The sequence below is a fragment of the Streptococcus lutetiensis genome, assembly GCF_900475675.1.
GTDB lineage: Bacteria > Bacillota > Bacilli > Lactobacillales > Streptococcaceae > Streptococcus > Streptococcus lutetiensis.
Window position 1 is genome coordinate 403168 of sequence record NZ_LS483403.1, and the last position, 20001, is coordinate 423168.

At 40.1% G+C, this 20001-nt stretch carries 15 protein-coding genes, 8 tRNA genes and 3 rRNA genes; 23 read left to right on the plus strand and 3 right to left on the minus strand.

Annotated features, from left to right (window positions below; translation table 11 throughout):
* Positions 1 to 18 precede the first annotated feature (18 nt).
* From fmt to DQN23_RS02235, 9 genes are all read left to right on the plus strand, one after another.
* Positions 19 to 954: a methionyl-tRNA formyltransferase gene (gene fmt, locus DQN23_RS02195; RefSeq protein WP_020916308.1), complete on the plus strand. Its 936-nt coding sequence runs from the start codon at positions 19 to 21 to the stop codon at positions 952 to 954.
* The gene (gene rsmB / locus DQN23_RS02200; protein WP_111712651.1) at positions 944 to 2266 is read left to right on the plus strand and encodes a 16S rRNA (cytosine(967)-C(5))-methyltransferase RsmB; all 1323 of its coding nucleotides are present in this window, start codon (positions 944 to 946) and stop codon (positions 2264 to 2266) included. The genes fmt and rsmB overlap by 11 nt, the downstream gene beginning before the upstream one ends.
* Before the next feature lie 37 nt (positions 2267 to 2303).
* Positions 2304 to 3041: a Stp1/IreP family PP2C-type Ser/Thr phosphatase gene (locus tag DQN23_RS02205; RefSeq protein ID WP_043894973.1), complete on the plus strand. Its 738-nt coding sequence runs from the start codon at positions 2304 to 2306 to the stop codon at positions 3039 to 3041.
* Positions 3041 to 4954, plus strand: coding sequence for a Stk1 family PASTA domain-containing Ser/Thr kinase (pknB, locus tag DQN23_RS02210; RefSeq protein WP_058813683.1), 1914 nt, complete (start codon positions 3041 to 3043; stop codon positions 4952 to 4954). Before DQN23_RS02205 ends, pknB begins: the two co-directional genes overlap by 1 nt.
* A 100-nt stretch (positions 4955 to 5054) precedes the next feature.
* Positions 5055 to 5750: a cell wall-active antibiotics response protein LiaF gene (gene liaF / locus DQN23_RS02215; RefSeq protein ID WP_058813684.1), complete on the plus strand. Its 696-nt coding sequence runs from the start codon at positions 5055 to 5057 to the stop codon at positions 5748 to 5750.
* Positions 5747 to 6772: an envelope stress sensor histidine kinase LiaS gene (locus DQN23_RS02220; protein WP_020916313.1), complete on the plus strand. Its 1026-nt coding sequence runs from the start codon at positions 5747 to 5749 to the stop codon at positions 6770 to 6772. Before liaF ends, DQN23_RS02220 begins: the two co-directional genes overlap by 4 nt.
* A complete protein-coding gene (locus DQN23_RS02225) occupies positions 6756 to 7400 on the plus strand; it encodes a response regulator (RefSeq protein WP_020916314.1) in 645 nt (214 codons plus the stop codon). The genes DQN23_RS02220 and DQN23_RS02225 overlap by 17 nt, the downstream gene beginning before the upstream one ends.
* 123 nt (positions 7401 to 7523) lie before the next feature.
* Positions 7524 to 8924: a bifunctional Cof-type HAD-IIB family hydrolase/peptidylprolyl isomerase gene (locus DQN23_RS09550; protein ID WP_081048448.1), complete on the plus strand. Its 1401-nt coding sequence runs from the start codon at positions 7524 to 7526 to the stop codon at positions 8922 to 8924.
* Positions 8924 to 9280 carry a S1 RNA-binding domain-containing protein gene (locus tag DQN23_RS02235; protein ID WP_020916316.1) on the plus strand — a complete coding sequence of 119 codons (357 nt, stop codon included), beginning with the start codon at positions 8924 to 8926 and terminating at the stop codon, positions 9278 to 9280. The genes DQN23_RS09550 and DQN23_RS02235 overlap by 1 nt, the downstream gene beginning before the upstream one ends.
* Before the next feature lie 98 nt (positions 9281 to 9378).
* On the opposite strand, the gene cysK is transcribed toward DQN23_RS02235, so the two are convergent.
* Together cysK and DQN23_RS02245 are read right to left on the minus strand one after the other, a co-directional pair.
* Positions 9379 to 10308, minus strand: a complete 930-nt coding sequence (gene cysK / locus DQN23_RS02240) for a cysteine synthase A (RefSeq protein ID WP_020916317.1) — start codon at positions 10306 to 10308, stop codon at positions 9379 to 9381.
* Between the two features lie 99 nt (positions 10309 to 10407).
* On the minus strand, positions 10408 to 11034 hold the full coding sequence (locus DQN23_RS02245) for a YigZ family protein (RefSeq protein ID WP_111712652.1): 627 nt from the start codon (positions 11032 to 11034) through the stop codon (positions 10408 to 10410).
* A gap of 54 nt (positions 11035 to 11088) precedes the next feature.
* On the opposite strand from DQN23_RS02245, the gene DQN23_RS02250 reads away from it, so the two are divergent.
* The 14 genes from DQN23_RS02250 to DQN23_RS02315 all read left to right on the plus strand — a co-directional run bounded on the left by DQN23_RS02250 (position 11089) and on the right by DQN23_RS02315 (position 19612).
* The gene (locus tag DQN23_RS02250; protein WP_020916319.1) at positions 11089 to 12387 is read left to right on the plus strand and encodes a DEAD/DEAH box helicase; all 1299 of its coding nucleotides are present in this window, start codon (positions 11089 to 11091) and stop codon (positions 12385 to 12387) included.
* Entirely contained in the window at positions 12387 to 13049 is a 663-nt protein-coding gene (locus tag DQN23_RS02255; RefSeq protein WP_020916320.1) for a ComF family protein, read from the plus strand. Before DQN23_RS02250 ends, DQN23_RS02255 begins: the two co-directional genes overlap by 1 nt.
* 76 nt (positions 13050 to 13125) lie before the next feature.
* Positions 13126 to 13674, plus strand: coding sequence for a ribosome hibernation-promoting factor, HPF/YfiA family (hpf, locus tag DQN23_RS02260; RefSeq protein ID WP_058813685.1), 549 nt, complete (start codon positions 13126 to 13128; stop codon positions 13672 to 13674).
* A 402-nt stretch (positions 13675 to 14076) separates the two neighbouring features.
* Positions 14077 to 15625: ribosomal RNA gene (locus DQN23_RS02265) — 16S ribosomal RNA — on the plus strand.
* Between the two features lie 53 nt (positions 15626 to 15678).
* Positions 15679 to 15751: transfer RNA gene (locus DQN23_RS02270), tRNA-Ala, on the plus strand.
* Between the two features lie 147 nt (positions 15752 to 15898).
* A 23S ribosomal RNA gene (locus DQN23_RS02275) occupies positions 15899 to 18798 on the plus strand.
* Between the two features lie 85 nt (positions 18799 to 18883).
* Positions 18884 to 18999: ribosomal RNA gene (rrf, locus tag DQN23_RS02280) — 5S ribosomal RNA — on the plus strand.
* Together the 16S, 23S and 5S rRNA genes with 8 tRNA genes alongside form the textbook arrangement of a ribosomal RNA operon.
* A gap of 4 nt (positions 19000 to 19003) precedes the next feature.
* A tRNA-Val gene (locus DQN23_RS02285) sits at positions 19004 to 19076 on the plus strand.
* 24 nt (positions 19077 to 19100) lie between these two features.
* A tRNA-Asp gene (locus DQN23_RS02290) sits at positions 19101 to 19173 on the plus strand.
* 3 nt (positions 19174 to 19176) lie between these two features.
* A tRNA-Lys gene (locus DQN23_RS02295) sits at positions 19177 to 19249 on the plus strand.
* Positions 19250 to 19258: 9 nt separating this feature from the next.
* A tRNA-Leu gene (locus tag DQN23_RS02300) sits at positions 19259 to 19340 on the plus strand.
* 14 nt (positions 19341 to 19354) lie between these two features.
* Positions 19355 to 19427 (plus strand) — tRNA-Thr (locus DQN23_RS02305).
* Between the two features lie 28 nt (positions 19428 to 19455).
* A tRNA-Ile gene (locus DQN23_RS02310) sits at positions 19456 to 19529 on the plus strand.
* Positions 19530 to 19540: 11 nt separating this feature from the next.
* Positions 19541 to 19612: transfer RNA gene (locus tag DQN23_RS02315), tRNA-Glu, on the plus strand.
* 53 nt (positions 19613 to 19665) lie between these two features.
* Here the strand turns inward: DQN23_RS02315 and DQN23_RS02320 are convergent.
* Positions 19666 to 19977 carry a DUF960 family protein gene (locus tag DQN23_RS02320; RefSeq protein ID WP_020916322.1) on the minus strand — a complete coding sequence of 104 codons (312 nt, stop codon included), beginning with the start codon at positions 19975 to 19977 and terminating at the stop codon, positions 19666 to 19668.
* Positions 19978 to 20001 lie beyond the last annotated feature (24 nt).

The following is a 20001-nucleotide window of genomic DNA, read 5'->3' on the forward strand; positions in this document are numbered from 1 at the left end:
CCTTTGAAAGGAAGAAAAATGACAAAATTAATTTTTATGGGAACACCTGATTTTGCAGCGACTGTTCTAGAAGGTTTATTAGATGATGCCAACTATGATGTTTTAGCGGTTGTGACACAACCAGACCGCGCGGTTGGTCGTAAAAAAGAAATTAAAATGACACCTGTTAAAGAAGTTGCTTTGGCACACAATTTACCAGTTTATCAACCTGAAAAAATGTCTGGTTCAGACGAAATGGCTGAGCTTATGACTTTGGGTGCAGATGGTATCGTAACAGCCGCTTTTGGTCAATTCTTGCCAACAAAATTGCTTGATTCTGTTGATTTCGCAGTTAATGTGCATGCCTCACTTCTTCCTAAATACCGTGGTGGTGCACCAATTCACTACGCCATCATCAACGGTGATAAAGAAGCAGGTGTGACAATCATGGAAATGGTTAAGAAAATGGATGCTGGTGACATGATTGCTAAAGCATCAACGCCAATTACTGACGAAGACAATGTTGGTACAATGTTTGAAAAACTGGCTGTTATAGGATGTGATCTGCTTTTGAAAACATTACCAGATTACATTGCTGGAAACATCAAACCAGAACCACAAGATGAAAGCAAAGCGACTTTCTCACCAAATATCACACCAGAAGAAGAACGTATCGATTGGAATAAATCAGCGCGTGAAGTCTTTAATCACATCCGTGGTTTGTATCCATGGCCTGTTGCACATACCCTTCTTGATGGCAAACGATTCAAAATCTATGAAGCAAGCTTGGCAGAAGGTCAAGGACAACCAGGTCAAATCATTGAAAAAGGCAAGGAAACTTTGGTTGTGGCAACTGGAGACGGTGCGATTTCTCTTAAAACAGTTCAACTAGCAGGGAAACCACGCATGAGCGTTGTGGATTTCTTAAATGGTGTTGGACGTAAACTTGAAGTAGGTGAACTTATTGGCGAATGATTGGAAGAAACAAGCACGCGGCTTAGCGCTAGTCGTTCTTGAAAATGTCTTTGAAGAAGGAGCGTATTCAAATATTACTCTCAATCAGGAACTTAAACAGACTCAGTTGTCACAAAAAGATAAGTCTTTGGTGACAGAAATCGTCTATGGTACAGTAGCACGAAAGATTACCCTAGAATGGTACTTAGCTCACTATATCGAAGACCGTGACAAATTGGATCCTTGGGTTTATTATCTTTTGATGCTGAGCCTTTATCAATTATTGTATCTTGACAAGATGCCAGCTCATGCTGTAGTAAATGACGCGGTTAATATTGCTAAAAATCGTGGCAATAAAAAAGGTGCTGAAAAATTTGTCAATGCGGTTTTGCGACGTTTGACTAAAGATGAGCTCCCAAATCCTGAAAGCATTAAACGTAAAAACAAATGTTACTCAGTTCTTTATTCTTTACCAGTCTGGTTGGTTAAAAAGTTAATTGACCAATTCGGTGAGGACCGTGCAAAAGCTATTATGCAAAGTCTGTTTATTCGAAATAAGGCAAGTATTCGAGTGACAGATCCTGAAAAATTGGCTGAGATTAAAGCTGCAACAGGCGCAGAACCCTCTACTTTATCGCCAGTAGGTTTGGTTAAAACGTCAGGTCACTTTGCTGGAACAGACTATTTTGCCAAAGGTGATATCACGATTCAAGATGAATCTAGTCAATTGGTGGCCCCAACTCTTAATATTCAGGGCGATGAAAATATCTTAGATGCTTGTTCAGCTCCAGGTGGAAAAACAACTCACATGGCTTCTTACCTGACAAGCGGGCATATTACAGCATTAGATTTATACGACCACAAGCTTGATTTGGTAATGGATAATGCTAAACGTCTGCATGTGGCTGATAAAATCTCTACACAAAAAATGGATGCCACAACAGTTCACGAACATTTTGCACCAGACACTTTTGATAAAATATTAGTTGATGCACCATGTTCAGGAATTGGTCTTATCCGCCGTAAACCTGACATTAAGTACAATAAAGAAAATCAAGATTTCAATGCTTTACAGGAAATTCAATTGCAAATTCTTGATAGCGTTTGTCAAACATTGCGCAAAGGTGGTATAATAACTTATAGCACTTGTACGATTTTTGATGAGGAAAACTTCCAAGTTATTAATAAATTTTTAGAAACTCATCCAAATTTCGAACAGGTAAAACTGAGTCATACGCAAGAAGATATTGTAAGAGATTGTTGTATTGCGATTACCCCTGAACAATATCAGACAGACGGGTTCTTTATTGGACAAGTTAAACGTATCTTGTAATCTCAAGGAGGAAACTGACACAGTCAGAAGGAAAACTATGAAAATTTCACTTGTAACTGATATCGGACAAAGACGTTCAAATAATCAGGATTTTATTAATAAATTTGATAACAAAAAAGGTATCACTTTAGTCATCCTAGCAGATGGTATGGGAGGTCATCGTGCTGGTAATATTGCTAGTGAAATGACCGTTACTGATCTTGGACGTGAATGGATTAGTACCGAATTTACAGAATTAAGCCAAATTCGTGATTGGCTGATTACTGCGCTTGAAGCAGAAAATCAAAGAATTTATGAACTGGGTCAAACCGATGAGTATAAAGGTATGGGAACAACCGTTGAAGCTTTAGCGATTGTTGATAACAATGTTATCTTTGCTCACGTTGGTGATTCACGCATCGGCTTGCTTCATAATGGTGAATACGAATTGTTAACAAGCGATCATTCTCTTGTTAATGAATTAGTGAAAGCTGGTCAATTGACAGAAGAAGAAGCTGCTAATCACCCACAAAAAAATATTATCACGCAATCTATTGGACAAGCTAATCCAGTTGAACCTGATTTAGGGGTTCAAGTTCTTGAAGAAGACGATTATCTTATTATTAACAGTGATGGTTTAACAAACATGATTACCAATGACGAAATTGTTAGCATTTTGAGCCAAGATAAAAATCTTGACGATAAAAATAATGAATTAGTTACTCTAGCTAACGAACGTGGAGGTCTTGATAATATCACCATTGCTCTTATCCACGCCGAAAGTGAGGAAGCTTAATGATTCAGATTGGCAAATTATTTGCTGGTCGTTATCGGATCCTCAAGTCTATCGGACGGGGTGGAATGGCAGATGTTTATCTTGCCAAAGATCTAATTCTTGATAATGAAGAAGTGGCTATCAAAGTCCTTCGAACTAATTATCAAACAGATCAAATTGCCGTTGCTCGTTTCCAACGTGAAGCACGTGCCATGGCAGAGCTAAACCATCCAAATATCGTTTCGATTCGTGATATTGGAGAAGAAGACGGACAGCAATTCTTAGTAATGGAATATGTTGATGGCTCGGACTTGAAAAAATATATTCAAGACCACGCCCCTCTTTCTAATAATGAAGTTGTTAGAATCATGGAAGAAGTCTTGTCTGCGATGACTTTGGCTCATCAACAAGGAATTGTTCACCGTGATTTGAAACCACAAAATATCTTGTTAACCAAAGACGGAACGGTTAAAGTTACCGACTTTGGTATCGCTGTAGCTTTTGCAGAAACAAGTTTAACACAAACAAACTCAATGCTTGGTAGTGTACACTATTTATCACCTGAACAAGCGCGTGGTTCAAAAGCCACTGTTCAAAGTGATATCTACGCTATGGGGATTATGTTGTTTGAAATGTTGACTGGTCACATTCCATATGATGGTGATTCAGCTGTTACGATTGCTCTTCAACATTTCCAAAAACCACTTCCATCAATCATTGATGAAAATAAAAATGTTCCACAAGCTTTGGAAAATGTTGTCATTAAAGCAACTGCAAAACGTTTGAGTGATCGCTACGCCTCAACTTTTGAAATGAGTCGTGATTTAATGACTGCTCTCTCATATAACCGTAGCCGCGAACGCAAACTTGTCTTTGAAGATACAGAAAATACGAAGACACTTCCAAAAGTAACAACTTCAACACCTGTTCCCTCAACAACAGAACAATTGTTGACAAAACAAAAAGCAGCTAAAGTTAATCGTGAAGCTGCGGATAATAAAATTGCAAAAGCGAAAACGAAGAAGAAAAAATCACATCGTATGTTTGGTACTTTAGTGAAAATTTTCTTTGCGGTCGTAGTAGTTGCAATTGCTATCTTTACTTACTTGACGCTAAGCACACCAGCTTCAGTCAACGTTCCAGATGTAGCTGGAACAAGTTTACAAGCTGCTAAGACAAGTCTTACATCAGCAGGACTTAAAGTTGGAAGGACCAAGGGAATTTATAGTGATACTGTTCCAAGTGGTCAGGTTATTGAGACTAATCCGAAAGCTGGCACATCTAAGAAAGAAGGTGCCAAAGTTGACATTTATGTGTCAAAAGGAACATCAGGCTTTAAGATGAAAGATTATACTGGTCAAAACTATCAAGAAGTTATCAAAGAACTCAAAGATAAACACGGTATTTCAAGTGATAAGATTGATGTTGAATGGATAACAGGCACTAACTATGATGGTGGTACTATCATTAGTCAAACACCTGAAAAAGGTACAAAAGTTGCTAGTGAAGATAAGATTACTTTCAAGGTTGCAGCAATCGTTATGCCAAACCTTATTGGTTATACTTATCAAGATGCAATTGCTGAATTGACTGCACTTGGCTTATCAAGTTCGCATATTATAGTATTCCAAGCAGATGCTACTTCATCAACTGGATATTCTCAAGTTAAAACACCATCTGCCTCTGCAGTTGTTGTGGCACAAGATCCTTACTTTGGCGCATCTATTGAAGGAGAGGTTAACCTTTACTTCTCAGCTAGAAGTGAAGCTCAGTCTTCAGAAGTTGCACCATCTCAATCTGTTTCTGAGTCATATGAGACAAGTGAAACTAGTGAGTCAAGTTCTTTAAGTAGCAGCAGTAGCAGCAGTAGCAGCAGTAGTAGCAGTAGCAGCACTGAAGAAAGTTCACAAACCGACTCATCATCAGTTGAATAATAAGATATTATAAGAACACCTAAATGGGTGTTCTTTTTTAGTCAAAATCGAGCAATTTCCGCTTCTTTTTGGTAAAATACAGAAAAAGAAAGGGTATGATATGAGGAAAGTTCAATTTTTTGTCATTGTCGAAACTATTTTATTAGTCATGGGTTTAATGACAATTATGGCCAACAATTTATCGAGTTTTATCTTAATTTTAGTTTTAATTCTTTTGGCATTACGTTTTTATAATCAAGACAAGCGCAATAATTTATTGTTAACAGTAGGATTGGTTCTTTTATTTTTGATTTTAATGTTAAATCCTTACATTATCATGGCAGTTGTACTTGGTGTTGTTTATGTGGTTATTAACCGCTTCTCACAAGTCAAGAAAAAAAATCGCTTTGCTTTGGTTCGTTTTTGTGAGGAAGACTTGAAAGCAAAACCAATTCGTAATCAATGGATTGGGGCGGATATGCATGATAGTGATTTTTATGCCTTTGATGACATCAACATGGTTCGTTTAACTGGAAGTGACACTATTGATTTAAGCAATGTCATCGTAACGGGTAAGGATAATGTTGTGATTATTCGTAAAGTTTTCGGTCCAACGAAGATTTTAGTTCCTATTGATGTTTCGGTTAAATTGAATGTTAGTGCAATTTATGGAAGTGTCCGTTATTTTGATTTTGAAGAATATGATTTGCGTAATGAATCTTTGAAATTATGGCATCCTAAAGATGAAGAATGTTTGAAAGCAGTTAAAGTGATTGTCAATGTTTTAGCAGGAGATGTTGAGGTGGTGCGTAAATGAAAAAACATCATTTTTTACTTTTGATTCTTTATGCAAGTATTATCATCATTTCTATCGTTGTTGTTGTCCTAGATAGTTTAGAGTTGCATTTGAAAAGTTTGATAACAGATTTCTGGATGGGGGAACGTTTTGTTTTTTCAATTATCTTCCTTATCTTAGCTGTTACTATTTTGTTATTACTACTTTGGGTTATTTTGGATGATAATAGCAAACGAAGTATTAACCAAAATCTCCGTCGTATTTTGAATAATCAAGAGGTTTGCTTAGATGAAGATACAGAGATTAATGCCAATTTAGCACGTTTGTCTAAAAAGATGACACACTTAACAAATAGTCTTCAAAATACTGAGAATAGTCGTATTCAAAATGGACAAGAAATTGTGGAGCAAGAACGTAAACGTATTGCTCGTGACCTTCATGACACGGTTAGTCAAGAACTGTTTGCTTCTTCGATGATTCTTTCAGGAGTATCTGCTAATCTTGATCAAATTGAAAGAGAGCAGTTGGAGTTTCAGCTAACAGCTGTTGAAAGTATGTTGCAAAATGCTCAAAAAGATTTGCGTATTTTATTGCTACATTTAAGACCTACAGAACTGGAAAATAAAACCCTTTCAGAAGGTTTTGACATCCTCTTGAAAGAATTAACAGATAAGAGTAGTATAGAAGTTGTTTATAAGAAAAATATCGGAAAACTGCCTAAAAAGATTGAGGATAATGTTTTTCGAATTGCTCAAGAATTTATCAGCAATACACTTAAACATGCCAGGGCAACGCGTTTAGAAGTTTACCTTAATCAGACAGAGACAGAATTGCAATTAAAAATGGTTGATAATGGTGTCGGTTTTGATATAGATGAACGCCATGATTTAAGTTATGGCTTGAATAACATTGAAGAACGTGTTGATGACATGGCAGGGACAATGACATTATTGAGCCAAAAAGGAAAAGGAGTATCAATGGATATTCGCTTGCCTTTGGTTAAGGGAGAAAACAAGGAGAAAGAAGATGGCCCAGAAAATTAGAGTTATCCTAGTTGATGATCATGAAATGGTGCGTCTTGGTTTGAAAAGTTTTTTTAACTTGCAACCAGATGTTGAAGTTATTGGCGAAGCAGGAAATGGAATTGACGGAATTAAACTTGCTTTAGACTTAAAACCAGATGTCGTAGTGATGGATTTGGTGATGCCTGAAATGAGTGGTGTTGAAGCGACCTTAAAACTCTTAAAAGAGTGGAAAGAAGCTAAAATCCTTGTTCTGACATCTTATCTTGATAATGAAAAAATCTATCCAGTTATTGAAGCAGGTGCTAAAGGTTATATGTTAAAAACATCTAGTGCCGCTGAAATTCTTAACGCTATTCAGAAAGTAGCACGTGGTGAACTAGCAATCGAAACAGAAGTCGATAAGAAAATCAAAGCACACGATCAAAGACCTGAATTGCATGAGGATTTGACAGCGCGTGAGCGAGATATTTTAAGACTTTTAGCCAAAGGTTATGATAATCAGACTATTGCTGATGAACTGTTTATTTCGTTAAAAACCGTTAAAACACACGTTTCAAATATCTTGGCTAAGCTAGAAGTGGATGACCGTACACAAGCGGTTGTCTATGCCTTTAAGCATCATTTAGTACCGCAAGATGAGGATTAATGTTATAATAAAAACATAGCTTTTCTTTGATTTCAAAGTTAGAAAGGAAAACGGGGCAAAAAGTCTAAGGACTTTTATGGAAATGAGATTTTAGTGACCATTTCCTTTCCCATAATGATACAGATGGATGTAAAAACAAAATACAAGGCTAAGAAGACAAAAATTGTTTTCTTTGATATTGATGATACCTTACGTGTCAAAGTCACAGGTTATATGCCAGAATCAATCAAATATGTTTTTAAAAGTTTGAAAGAAAAAGGCATTATGACAGGAATTGCGACAGGACGCTCTCTCTATGGTGTTGTTCCTGAAATTCGTGATTTAAACCCTGATTATTTTGTCACAATCAATGGAGCATATGTTGTTGACAAAAAAGAAGCAGAGATTGTTAGTGATCCTCTTCCACGTGATTTAGTTGAAAAATATGTCAACTGGGCTAAGTCAGAAGGTATTGAGTACGGCTTTACTGGTAAGGATAAACCAGCCGTGTCAAAACGTTGTGACTTGATTGATGATGCGATGAAACCTATTTATGGTATCTGTGATGTTGAGCCAGATTTTTATTTAACAAATGACGTTTATCAAATGTGGACATTTGCTGAAAATAATGCTGACTTACAATTGCCAGAAGATTTAGCTGATGAAATTCGTTTGGTACCTTGGCACGAACACTCATCTGATGTTGTTAAGGTTGGCGTTTCTAAAGCTTCAGGGGTTGCCCATGTTTTAGAAAGTCAAAACTTAAAACCACTCAATGCCATGATGTTTGGAGATGGTCCAAATGATATGGAAATCTTTGATTATGTTGGCTTGAAAATTGCTATGGGCAATGCCGTGCCTGAACTCAAAGAAAAAGCAGATTTTGTAACAAAAACAGTAGAAGAAGATGGCATTTTATATGCCTTGGAGAAACTCGGTTTGGTAGAAAAACAATTAAATTTCCCACAAGTTGATTTATCAACAGTTGAAGGTCCAGTTGCGACAATTAAAACAAATCATGGTGACATGAAAATCAAACTTTTCCCTGATCATGCACCAAAAACAGTAGCGAACTTTATTGCTTTGTCAAAAGATGGCTACTATGACGGTATCATCTTCCACCGTATCATTCCTGAATTCATGATTCAAGGTGGTGACCCAACTGGTACTGGTATGGGTGGACAATCTATCTATGGTGATAGCTTTGAAGATGAATTTTCAGAAGAACTTTACAATGTTCGTGGAGCTCTTTCAATGGCAAATGCTGGTCCAAATACAAACGGAAGCCAGTTCTTTATCGTTCAAAATAGCATAATTCCATACGCTCAAAAAGAACTAGAACGTGGTGGCTGGCCAAAACCAATCGCAGAACTTTATGCTGCTAAAGGTGGAACACCTCACCTTGACCGTCGTCACACAGTTTTTGGACAAATCATGGACGAAGAATCATACAAAGTTCTTGATGAAATTGCAAACGTTGAGACTGGCGCACAAGACCGCCCAGTTGAAGATGTAGTTATTGAAACAATCGAGGTAGTAGATTAATGAGAATTGGCGACAAAATCACTGGAACAATAACAGGTATAAAACCTTATGGTGCCTTTGTCGCATTGGATAATGGGACTACAGGCCTTATTCATATCTCAGAAATTAAAACAGGCTATATTGAAAATATTTACCAACTGCTAAAAGTTGGTGAGAAAGTCTTGGTACAAGTGGTTGATTTTGATGAATTTACGCAAAAAGCCAGTCTTTCATTGCGTACTCTCGAGGAAGAAAAACATCACCTTCATAGACGTCATCGTTTTTCAAATAGTCATTTAAATATTGGTTTTCAACCATTAGCAGACAATCTACCAAAATGGACAAAAGAAAGCCTAGAATTACTAACAAAAGATTAAAAAAATGCTGAGGCGAAGTGCTCAGCATTTTTTATATCATAATCATAAGCAAACAAGGTTAGAGCAGGACTGTAGCCTTGTTGAAGTTTTGATAATTTTTAGTCACCAAAGTCGTAAAGAGAAGTTGAAAGGTAACGTTCGCCGTTGTCAGGAAGAAGGGCTAAGACTTTTTTACCTTTACCAAGTTCTTTGGCTTTTTCAATAGCTGCAAAAATGGCTGCACCAGAAGAGATACCTGCAAGGAATCCTTCTTTTCCACCAAGATTACGGCTTGTGATAATAGCATCGTCTGATGCGACGCGAATGACGGCGTCATAAGATTTAGTATCGAGAGTGTCTGGGATAAAACCAGCTGAAATTCCTTGAATTTTGTGTGGACCAGGTTTTTCACCAGAAAGAACAGCAGATTCATCTGCTTCAACAGCATAGACTTTGATGTCTGAGTTTGCTTTTTTAAGAGCGTGAGAAACACCAGAAACAGTTCCTCCAGTACCAACACCAGCTACGAAAGCATCAAGGCCTTTTGGACCGAAGGCTTCAATGATTTCAGCACCTGTTGTTGCTTCGTGAACAGCTGGGTTAGATGGATTAGCAAATTGAAGTGGAACCCAACCATTTTTCTCTGCAGCAACTTCTTTGGCTTTAGCGATAGCCCCTTTCATCCCTTCGCTTCCTGGTGTCAAAACAAGTTCAGCACCATAAGCTTGGATAATTTTACGACGTTCAAGGCTCATTGTTTCAGGCATTACAATAATGATTTTGTATCCTTTAGCAGCACCGACCCAAGCAAGGCCAATACCTGTATTACCTGATGTCGGTTCGACAATTGTATCACCAGGTTTGATTGTACCAGCTTTTTCAGCATCTTCAATCATACGAAGAGCAATACGGTCTTTAACAGATGAGCCTGGGTTAAATGATTCAATTTTGACGTAAACATCAGCAGCATCTTCAGGAACAATGTTGTTAAGTTTGATAATAGGAGTGTTTCCAATTAATTCAGTAATTGAGTTATAAATTTTTGCCATAAATGATTCTCCTTGAATTAAAAGTTATAGGTCAAGTATATGCTCAAATTGACTGTTTGTAAAATATATAATTCTTATCATGGTGATAGGGAAATCTTATCACAAGGCAACTTCGACAATTTTTGAACCAGATTTTTCAAAAGAAACCTTACCCTGATAAAATTCAACAAGGCGGTCACTGACCTCTTGGACATTTTCAGGATCAAGGTAGATGTGAGTTGTTACATTTTCTAGAAATTCTGCGTCAAATTCTTGAAGATTTTCAGCTTGTAAGAAATTGGAGAATGTTTGGTATTGTGGGTAAGAAAGAGTTAATTTAAGTCCTTCTTGTTCCTTAACTTCTACAATACCAATCTCTTCAAGGGCGTTAGCAACACTGCCAGCATAAGCACGGATTAGCCCACCTGCACCAAGTTTAATGCCACCAAAATAACGTGTGACAACAGCGACAACATTAGTCAAACCTTGCTTTTCCAAAACAGTTAGCATCGGTACACCAGCTGTTCCACTTGGCTCACCGTCATCGCTAGAACGCTTTATTTCAGCATTTTCCCCAATAATCATAGCTGAACAAGAATGAGTTGCTTTGTAATGTTCTTTTTTGATTTGAGTAATAAATTCTCGTCCTTCTTCTTCAGTTTCAACACGTTTTAATTGGCAAATAAAGTGTGATTTTTTAATCTCTACCTCGCAAATGCCATCGTTTTTGATTGTTTTATAGTTCATACCAAAATTTTACAAGATTTTTTGGGATTTAGCAAAATTTTCGAATAAATAGGTATGACAGAGTTGAATGATTACTATGGAAGAATTTTTACAGGAAGTCAATTAACAGATGACTTGAAAAAGAAAGCAAAAGCCCTTCCTTCGGTTAAAAAGGAAAAAGGGCAAATGATTTGCAATCGCTGTGGAAGTGTAATGGCAGCAAATCAAATGTTGCAAACTGGTCGCATTTATTGTAGAGAGTGTTTAGTTTTTGGACGAAATACTAGTGATTCTAACCTTTATTATTTTCCTCAGAAGCCTTTTACAAAGACTCAGTCGTTAAAGTGGCAAGGGCAATTGACTTCTTATCAAGGTGAAGTTTCTAAAGGCATGCTTAAAGGCATTTTAGAAAAACAAGATTTATTGATTCACGCTGTGACTGGTGCTGGTAAAACTGAAATGATTTATCAATCTTTAGCCAAAGTTATTGATAATGGAGGAAGTGTCTGCTTAGCAAGCCCAAGGATTGATGTTTGTTTAGAACTTTATAAACGGTTATCCAGAGATTTTTCTTGCCCTATTACGCTTTTACATGGTGATTCTGAGCCGTATAAACGCTCTCCCTTGGTAATTATAACGACCCATCAGCTTTTAAAATTTTACCGAGCTTTTGATTTATTAATCATTGACGAAGTTGATGCCTTTCCCTTTGTTGATAATAAAATGCTTTATCACGCGGTCAACCAATCCTTAAAAGATGATGGCGTTAAACTCTTTTTAACAGCGACTTCGACTGATGAACTTGATAAAAAGGTGAAAAAAGGCGAGCTGACAAAGCTGCATTTGGCAAGACGTTTTCATGCCAATCCTTTGGTAGTCCCTAAAATAGTTTGGTTAAGTAAAGTGCTAATCTCAATGAAAAAGAAAAAACTTCCTCCTAAACTAATCTCTCTTTTAAAAAAGCAAAGGCAAAGTCAATTTCCGCTTCTTATCTTTTTTCCGAATATTGAACAAGGTAGAGAATTTACAAGTATCTTACAAACCACTTTTCCAGATGAAAGAATAGGATTTGTATCAAGTAAAACTGAAAATCGTCAGGAATTGGTAGAAGAATTTAGACAAGGAAAATTAACAATATTGGTGACAACAACCATCTTAGAACGCGGAGTCACTTTTCCTTGTGTTGATGTTTTTGTTCTACTTGCAAATCATAAATTGTACAGCAAAAGTGCGCTTGTACAGATATCAGGACGAGTTGGACGAGCAGCTGAAAGACCAACAGGAGAATTGCTATTTTTACATGATGGAGTGACAAAAGCAATGAAAAAAGCTATTTCAGAAATAAAAGAGATGAATAAAAAAGGAGGATTCTAATGAAATGCCTCCTTTGTGGACAAGACTTTTCTGAGAAAGAAATATTTTTAGGAATTATTTCAATACGTAAAAATAATTATTTGGTTTGTCCAGAGTGCCATAATATCTTTGAAAAGATTGGTGATGTGCATTGTCCTACTTGTTATCGAAAAGACTACAAAGAGCAATGTGAAGATTGTAAAAAGTGGGCAAAAGAAAATCACAAGGTTTCTCATCGAGCACTTTATACTTATAATGAAGCCATGAAAGAGTATTTTTCTAAATACAAATTTCAAGGAGATGCTATGTTAAGTAATGTTTTTGCAAAAGAAGTCAAACAAGTCTTGAAGAATTACAAAGGCTATACTATTATTCCAGTACCCTTAAGTAAAGAAAGGATGAAAGAAAGACAATTTAACCAAATTACAGCCATTCTAAATGCTGCCAAAATTCCCTATCATGATATTTTAGAGAAGAAGGATATTAAAAAGCAATCTGAAAAAAGTAGAAAAGAAAGATTGACGAGTGATTGCCCGTTTAGGATTAAATCAGACAGCCAGATACCAGATAAAGTATTAATTCTTGATGATATTTACACAACGGGAGCAACTTTAAAAGGAATTTATCACTTATTTTATGAAAAAGGAGCAAAGATTGTAAAAAGTTTAACAATTGCACGGTAAATGCTTGCAAATTTTCATGAAAGCAGTATAATAAAAGAGTAAAGAAAGCGCTTTATAGCGAGAAAGAGGTGTTTTTATGATTAAATATAGTGTTCGTGGAGAAAACATCGAAGTAACAGATGCTATACGTAACTATGTCGAATCTAAACTCGGAAAAATTGAGAAATACTTCAATGCTGAACAAGAATTAGATGCTCGTGTTAATCTAAAAGTTTACCGTGAAAAAACTGCAAAAGTTGAAGTAACAATTTTGGTTGATTCAATCACTCTTAGAGCTGAAGACGTTTCACAAGATATGTATGGATCAATCGATTTGGTAACTGATAAGATTGAACGTCAAATTCGTAAAAATAAGACTAAAATTGCTAAAAAACATCGTGAAAAACTTCCAGCTAGCCAAATTTTCACAAGTGAGTTTGAAGCTGAACCCGTAGAAGAAGGACCAGCAGTAAACGTCGTTCGTACAAAACACGTTAGCTTGAAACCGATGGATCTTGACGAAGCGCTTCTTCAAATGGACCTTTTAGGACATGATTTCTTTATCTACACTGATGCTGAAGATGGTGTCACAAACATTCTTTATCGTCGTGAAGATGGTGAACTTGGTTTAATCGAAGCCAAATAATCCGTAGAAAAATCCGCTAAAAAATTTAGCGGATTTTTTTAATTTACCTATTGACAGGAATCAGGATAGATGATAAACTATTGCAGTTGCTGCTTGAGAGTGAGCCTTTCAAGAGACTTAAGTTAATAACAAAAACTTAAAAAACTTCTTGACAAAGCGTTGAAGAAATGATAAACTAATATAGCTGTTGTTCGAGAGGGCGACAGAAACAAGTTTGAAAAGAGTTTGAAACTTTCTTGAAAAAAGATGTTGACAACGCGCTTCAAATTTGATAGAATATAGAAGTTGTCTCGAGTAAGACAAAGACCTTTGAAAACTGAACAATACGAACCAAACGTGCGGGTTACGGAAGTAACCTGTCAAAAAAACGATAAATCTGTCAGTGACAGAATGAGAACAAGATTAAATGAGAGTTTGATCCTGGCTCAGGACGAACGCTGGCGGCGTGCCTAATACATGCAAGTAGAACGCTGAAGACTTTAGCTTGCTAAAGTTGGAAGAGTTGCGAACGGGTGAGTAACGCGTAGGTAACCTGCCTACTAGCGGGGGATAACTATTGGAAACGATAGCTAATACCGCATAACAGCATTTAACCCATGTTAGATGCTTGAAAGGAGCAATTGCTTCACTAGTAGATGGACCTGCGTTGTATTAGCTAGTTGGTGAGGTAACGGCTCACCAAGGCGACGATACATAGCCGACCTGAGAGGGTGATCGGCCACACTGGGACTGAGACACGGCCCAGACTCCTACGGGAGGCAGCAGTAGGGAATCTTCGGCAATGGGGGCAACCCTGACCGAGCAACGCCGCGTGAGTGAAGAAGGTTTTCGGATCGTAAAGCTCTGTTGTAAGAGAAGAACGTGTGTGAGAGTGGAAAGTTCACACAGTGACGGTAACTTACCAGAAAGGGACGGCTAACTACGTGCCAGCAGCCGCGGTAATACGTAGGTCCCGAGCGTTGTCCGGATTTATTGGGCGTAAAGCGAGCGCAGGCGGTTTAATAAGTCTGAAGTTAAAGGCAGTGGCTTAACCATTGTTCGCTTTGGAAACTGTTAGACTTGAGTGCAGAAGGGGAGAGTGGAATTCCATGTGTAGCGGTGAAATGCGTAGATATATGGAGGAACACCGGTGGCGAAAGCGGCTCTCTGGTCTGTAACTGACGCTGAGGCTCGAAAGCGTGGGGAGCAAACAGGATTAGATACCCTGGTAGTCCACGCCGTAAACGATGAGTGCTAGGTGTTAGGCCCTTTCCGGGGCTTAGTGCCGCAGCTAACGCATTAAGCACTCCGCCTGGGGAGTACGACCGCAAGGTTGAAACTCAAAGGAATTGACGGGGGCCCGCACAAGCGGTGGAGCATGTGGTTTAATTCGAAGCAACGCGAAGAACCTTACCAGGTCTTGACATCCCGATGCTATTCCTAGAGATAGGAAGTTTCTTCGGAACATCGGTGACAGGTGGTGCATGGTTGTCGTCAGCTCGTGTCGTGAGATGTTGGGTTAAGTCCCGCAACGAGCGCAACCCCTATTGTTAGTTGCCATCATTAAGTTGGGCACTCTAGCGAGACTGCCGGTAATAAACCGGAGGAAGGTGGGGATGACGTCAAATCATCATGCCCCTTATGACCTGGGCTACACACGTGCTACAATGGTTGGTACAACGAGTCGCGAGTCGGTGACGGCAAGCAAATCTCTTAAAGCCAATCTCAGTTCGGATTGTAGGCTGCAACTCGCCTACATGAAGTCGGAATCGCTAGTAATCGCGGATCAGCACGCCGCGGTGAATACGTTCCCGGGCCTTGTACACACCGCCCGTCACACCACGAGAGTTTGTAACACCCGAAGTCGGTGAGGTAACCTTTTAGGAGCCAGCCGCCTAAGGTGGGATAGATGATTGGGGTGAAGTCGTAACAAGGTAGCCGTATCGGAAGGTGCGGCTGGATCACCTCCTTTCTAAGGATAAACGGAAGCACGTTTGGGTATTGTTTAGTTTTGAGAGGTCTTGTGGGGCCTTAGCTCAGCTGGGAGAGCGCCTGCTTTGCACGCAGGAGGTCAGCGGTTCGATCCCGCTAGGCTCCATTGAATCGAAAGATTCAAAAGATTGTCCATTGAAAATTGAATATCTATATCAAATTCCACGATTCAAGAAATTGAATTGTAGATAGTAACAAGAAATAAACCGAAACGCTGTGATTTAATGAGTTTAAGGTCAACAGACCAAAATAAGGTTAAGTTAATAAGGGCGCACGGTGGATGCCTTGGCACTAGAAGCCGATGAAGGACGTGACTAACGACGAAATGCTTTGGGGAGTTGTAAGTAAACATTGATCCAGAGATGTCCGAATGGGGGAACCCGGCATGTAATGCATGTCACTCATTACTGTTAAGGTAATGAAGAGGAAGACGCAGTGAACTGAAACATCTAAGTAGCTGCAGGAAGAGAAAGCAAACGCGATTGCCTTAGTAGCGGCGAGCGAAATGGCAAGAGGGCAAACCGATGTGTTTACACATCGGGGTTGTAGGACTGCGACGTGGGACGACAAGATTATAGAAGAATTACCTGGGAAGGTAAGCCAAAGAGAGTAACAGCCTCGTATTCGAAATAGTCTTTAACCCTAGCAGTATCCTGAGTACGGCGAGACACGAGAAATCTCGTCGGAATCTGGGAGGACCATCTCCTAACCCTAAATACTCTCTAGTGACCGATAGTGAACCAGTACCGTGAGGGAAAGGTGAAAAGCACCCCGGGAGGGGAGTGAAATAGAACCTGAAACCGTGTGCCTACAACAAGTTCGAGCCCGTTAATGGGTGAGAGCGTGCCTTTTGTAGAATGAACCGGCGAGTTACGATATGATGCGAGGTTAAGTTGAAGAGACGGAGCCGTAGGGAAACCGAGTCTTAATAGGGCGCATTAGTATCATGTCGTAGACCCGAAACCATGTGACCTACCCATGAGCAGGGTGAAGGTGAGGTAAAACTCACTGGAGGCCCGAACCAGGGCACGTTGAAAAGTGCTTGGATGACTTGTGGGTAGCGGAGAAATTCCAAACGAACTTGGAGATAGCTGGTTCTCTCCGAAATAGCTTTAGGGCTAGCGTCGATGTTAAGTCTCTTGGAGGTAGAGCACTGTTTGATTGAGGGGTCCATCCCGGATTACCAATATCAGATAAACTCCGAATGCCAATGAGATATAATCGGCAGTCAGACTGCGAGTGCTAAGATCCGTAGTCGAAAGGGAAACAGCCCAGACCACCAGCTAAGGTCCCAAAATATATGTTAAGTGGAAAAGGATGTGGGGTTGCACAGACAACTAGGATGTTAGCTTAGAAGCAGCTATTCATTCAAAGAGTGCGTAATAGCTCACTAGTCGAGTGACCCTGCGCCGAAAATGTACCGGGGCTAAAACATATTACCGAAGCTGTGGATACCTTTTAGGTATGGTAGGAGAGCGTTCTATGTGTGAAGAAGGTGTACCGTGAGGAGCGCTGGAACGCATAGAAGTGAGAATGCCGGTATGAGTAGCGAAAGACAGGTGAGAATCCTGTCCACCGTATGACTAAGGTTTCCAGGGGAAGGCTCGTCCTCCCTGGGTTAGTCGGGACCTAAGGAGAGACCGAAAGGTGTATCCGATGGACAACAGGTTGATATTCCTGTACTAGAGTATATAGTGATGGAGGGACGCAGTAGGCTAACTAAAGCGTGCGATTGGAAGTGCACGTCTAAGCAGTGAGGTGTGATATGAGTCAAATGCTTATATCTCTAACATTGAGCTGTGATGGGGAGCGAAGTTAAGTAGCGAAGTTAGTGATGTCACACTGCCAAGAAAAGCTTCTAGCGTTAATTATACTCTACCCGTACCGCAAACCGACACAGGTAGTCGAGGCGAGTAGCCTCAGGTGAGCGAGAGAACTCTCGTTAAGGAACTCGGCAAAATGGCCCCGTAACTTCGGGAGAAGGGGCGCTGGCTTTAAGTCAGCCGCAGTGAATAGGCCCAAGCAACTGTTTATCAAAAACACAGCTCTCTGCTAAATCGTAAGATGATGTATAGGGGGTGACGCCTGCCCGGTGCTGGAAGGTTAAGAGGAGCGCTTAGCATTAGCGAAGGTGTGAATTGAAGCCCCAGTAAACGGCGGCCGTAACTATAACGGTCCTAAGGTAGCGAAATTCCTTGTCGGGTAAGTTCCGACCCGCACGAAAGGCGTAATGATTTGGGCACTGTCTCAACGAGAGACTCGGTGAAATTTTAGTACCTGTGAAGATGCAGGTTACCCGCGACAGGACGGAAAGACCCCATGGAGCTTTACTGCAGTTTGATATTGAGTATCTGTACCACATGTACAGGATAGGTAGGAGCCTATGAAATCGGGACGCTAGTTTCGGTGGAGGCGTTGTTGGGATACTACCCTTGTGTTATGGCTACTCTAACCTAGATAGGCTATCCCTATCGGAGACAGTGTCTGACGGGCAGTTTGACTGGGGCGGTCGCCTCCTAAAAGGTAACGGAGGCGCCCAAAGGTTCCCTCAGAATGGTTGGAAATCATTCGCAGAGTGTAAAGGTATAAGGGAGCTTGACTGCGAGAGCTACAACTCGAGCAGGGACGAAAGTCGGGCTTAGTGATCCGGTGGTTCCGCATGGAAGGGCCATCGCTCAACGGATAAAAGCTACCCTGGGGATAACAGGCTTATCTCCCCCAAGAGTTCACATCGACGGGGAGGTTTGGCACCTCGATGTCGGCTCGTCGCATCCTGGGGCTGTAGTCGGTCCCAAGGGTTGGGCTGTTCGCCCATTAAAGCGGCACGCGAGCTGGGTTCAGAACGTCGTGAGACAGTTCGGTCCCTATCCGTCGCGGGCGTAGGAAATTTGAGAGGATCTGCTCCTAGTACGAGAGGACCAGAGTGGACTTACCGCTGGTGTACCAGTTGTCTTGCCAAAGGCATCGCTGGGTAGCTATGTAGGGAAGGGATAAACGCTGAAAGCATCTAAGTGTGAAGCCCACCTCAAGATGAGATTTCCCATGATTTTATATCAGTAAGAGCCCTGAGAGATGATCAGGTAGATAGGTTAGAAGTGTAAGTGTGGTGACACATGTAGCGGACTAATACTAATAGCTCGAGGACTTATCCAAAAAAGAAACGAGTCAATATTGACAGCGCGTAGGTTTCTTGTTAGAATATATAGGTATTCAATTTTGATTGGATAATCAATCATAGTTAAGTGACGATAGCCTAGGAGATACACCTGTTCCCATGCCGAACACAGAAGTTAAGCCCTAGCACGCCTGATGTAGTTGGGGGTTGCCCCCTGTTAGATATGGTAGTCGCTTAGCAAAAGGGAGTTTAGCTCAGCTGGGAGAGCATCTGCCTTACAAGCAGAGGGTCAGCGGTTCGATCCCGTTAACTCCCATTAACAATGGTATATAAACCAAAAGGTCCCGTGGTGTAGCGGTTATCACGTCGCCCTGTCACGGCGAAGATCGCGGGTTCGATTCCCGTCGGGACCGTTTGACTCGTTAGCTCAGTTGGTAGAGCATCTGACTTTTAATCAGAGGGTCACTGGTTCGAGCCCAGTACGGGTCATATTAATATGCGGGTTTGGCGGAATTGGCAGACGCACCAGATTTAGGATCTGGCGCTTAACGGCGTGGGGGTTCAAGTCCCTTAACCCGCATTAAATAAGAAGTTGCCGGCTTAGCTCAGTTGGTAGAGCATCTGATTTGTAATCAGAGGGTCGCGTGTTCAAGTCATGTAGCCGGCATAACCTTTTTGTTAATAGTATTGGCTTAGGGCGCATAGCTCAGCTGGTTAGAGCGCACGCCTGATAAGCGTGAGGTCGGTGGTTCGAGTCCACTTGTGCCCATTTATTAATATGGTCCGTTGGTCAAGGGGTTAAGACACCGCCTTTTCACGGCGGTAACACGGGTTCGAATCCCGTACGGACTATTTTATTTATTTTTGTTTAAAAGGTTTAAAAAAGAAGGCGGAAGTCTTCTTTTTTAGTCTAATTCATGTGGTAATAAAAGTGTTTCGGCTCCTGATTGATCAATCAGATAGACAATATTTGGAAAGAATGGGTCATACGGGTGATTATAATCAAAAGCAATAGCTGTTTTCTGCTTTCGATTTTGGTAGTAAATCGTTAGTGCTGCTTTTTTCTCAGTTAAGCGAAAGCTGATGATTGACTTTATTGGAACAACACCTTTTAGGTAGTTACCTAAGATATCCCAAAAGGTATCAAAGAATTCGTGTGGAAGGTTTGTTGCTACGCCAAAACTGGCGTATCTTTCTTTACTGATTTCAAATGCCATATAAAACTTCCTTTCTTTAGCGTA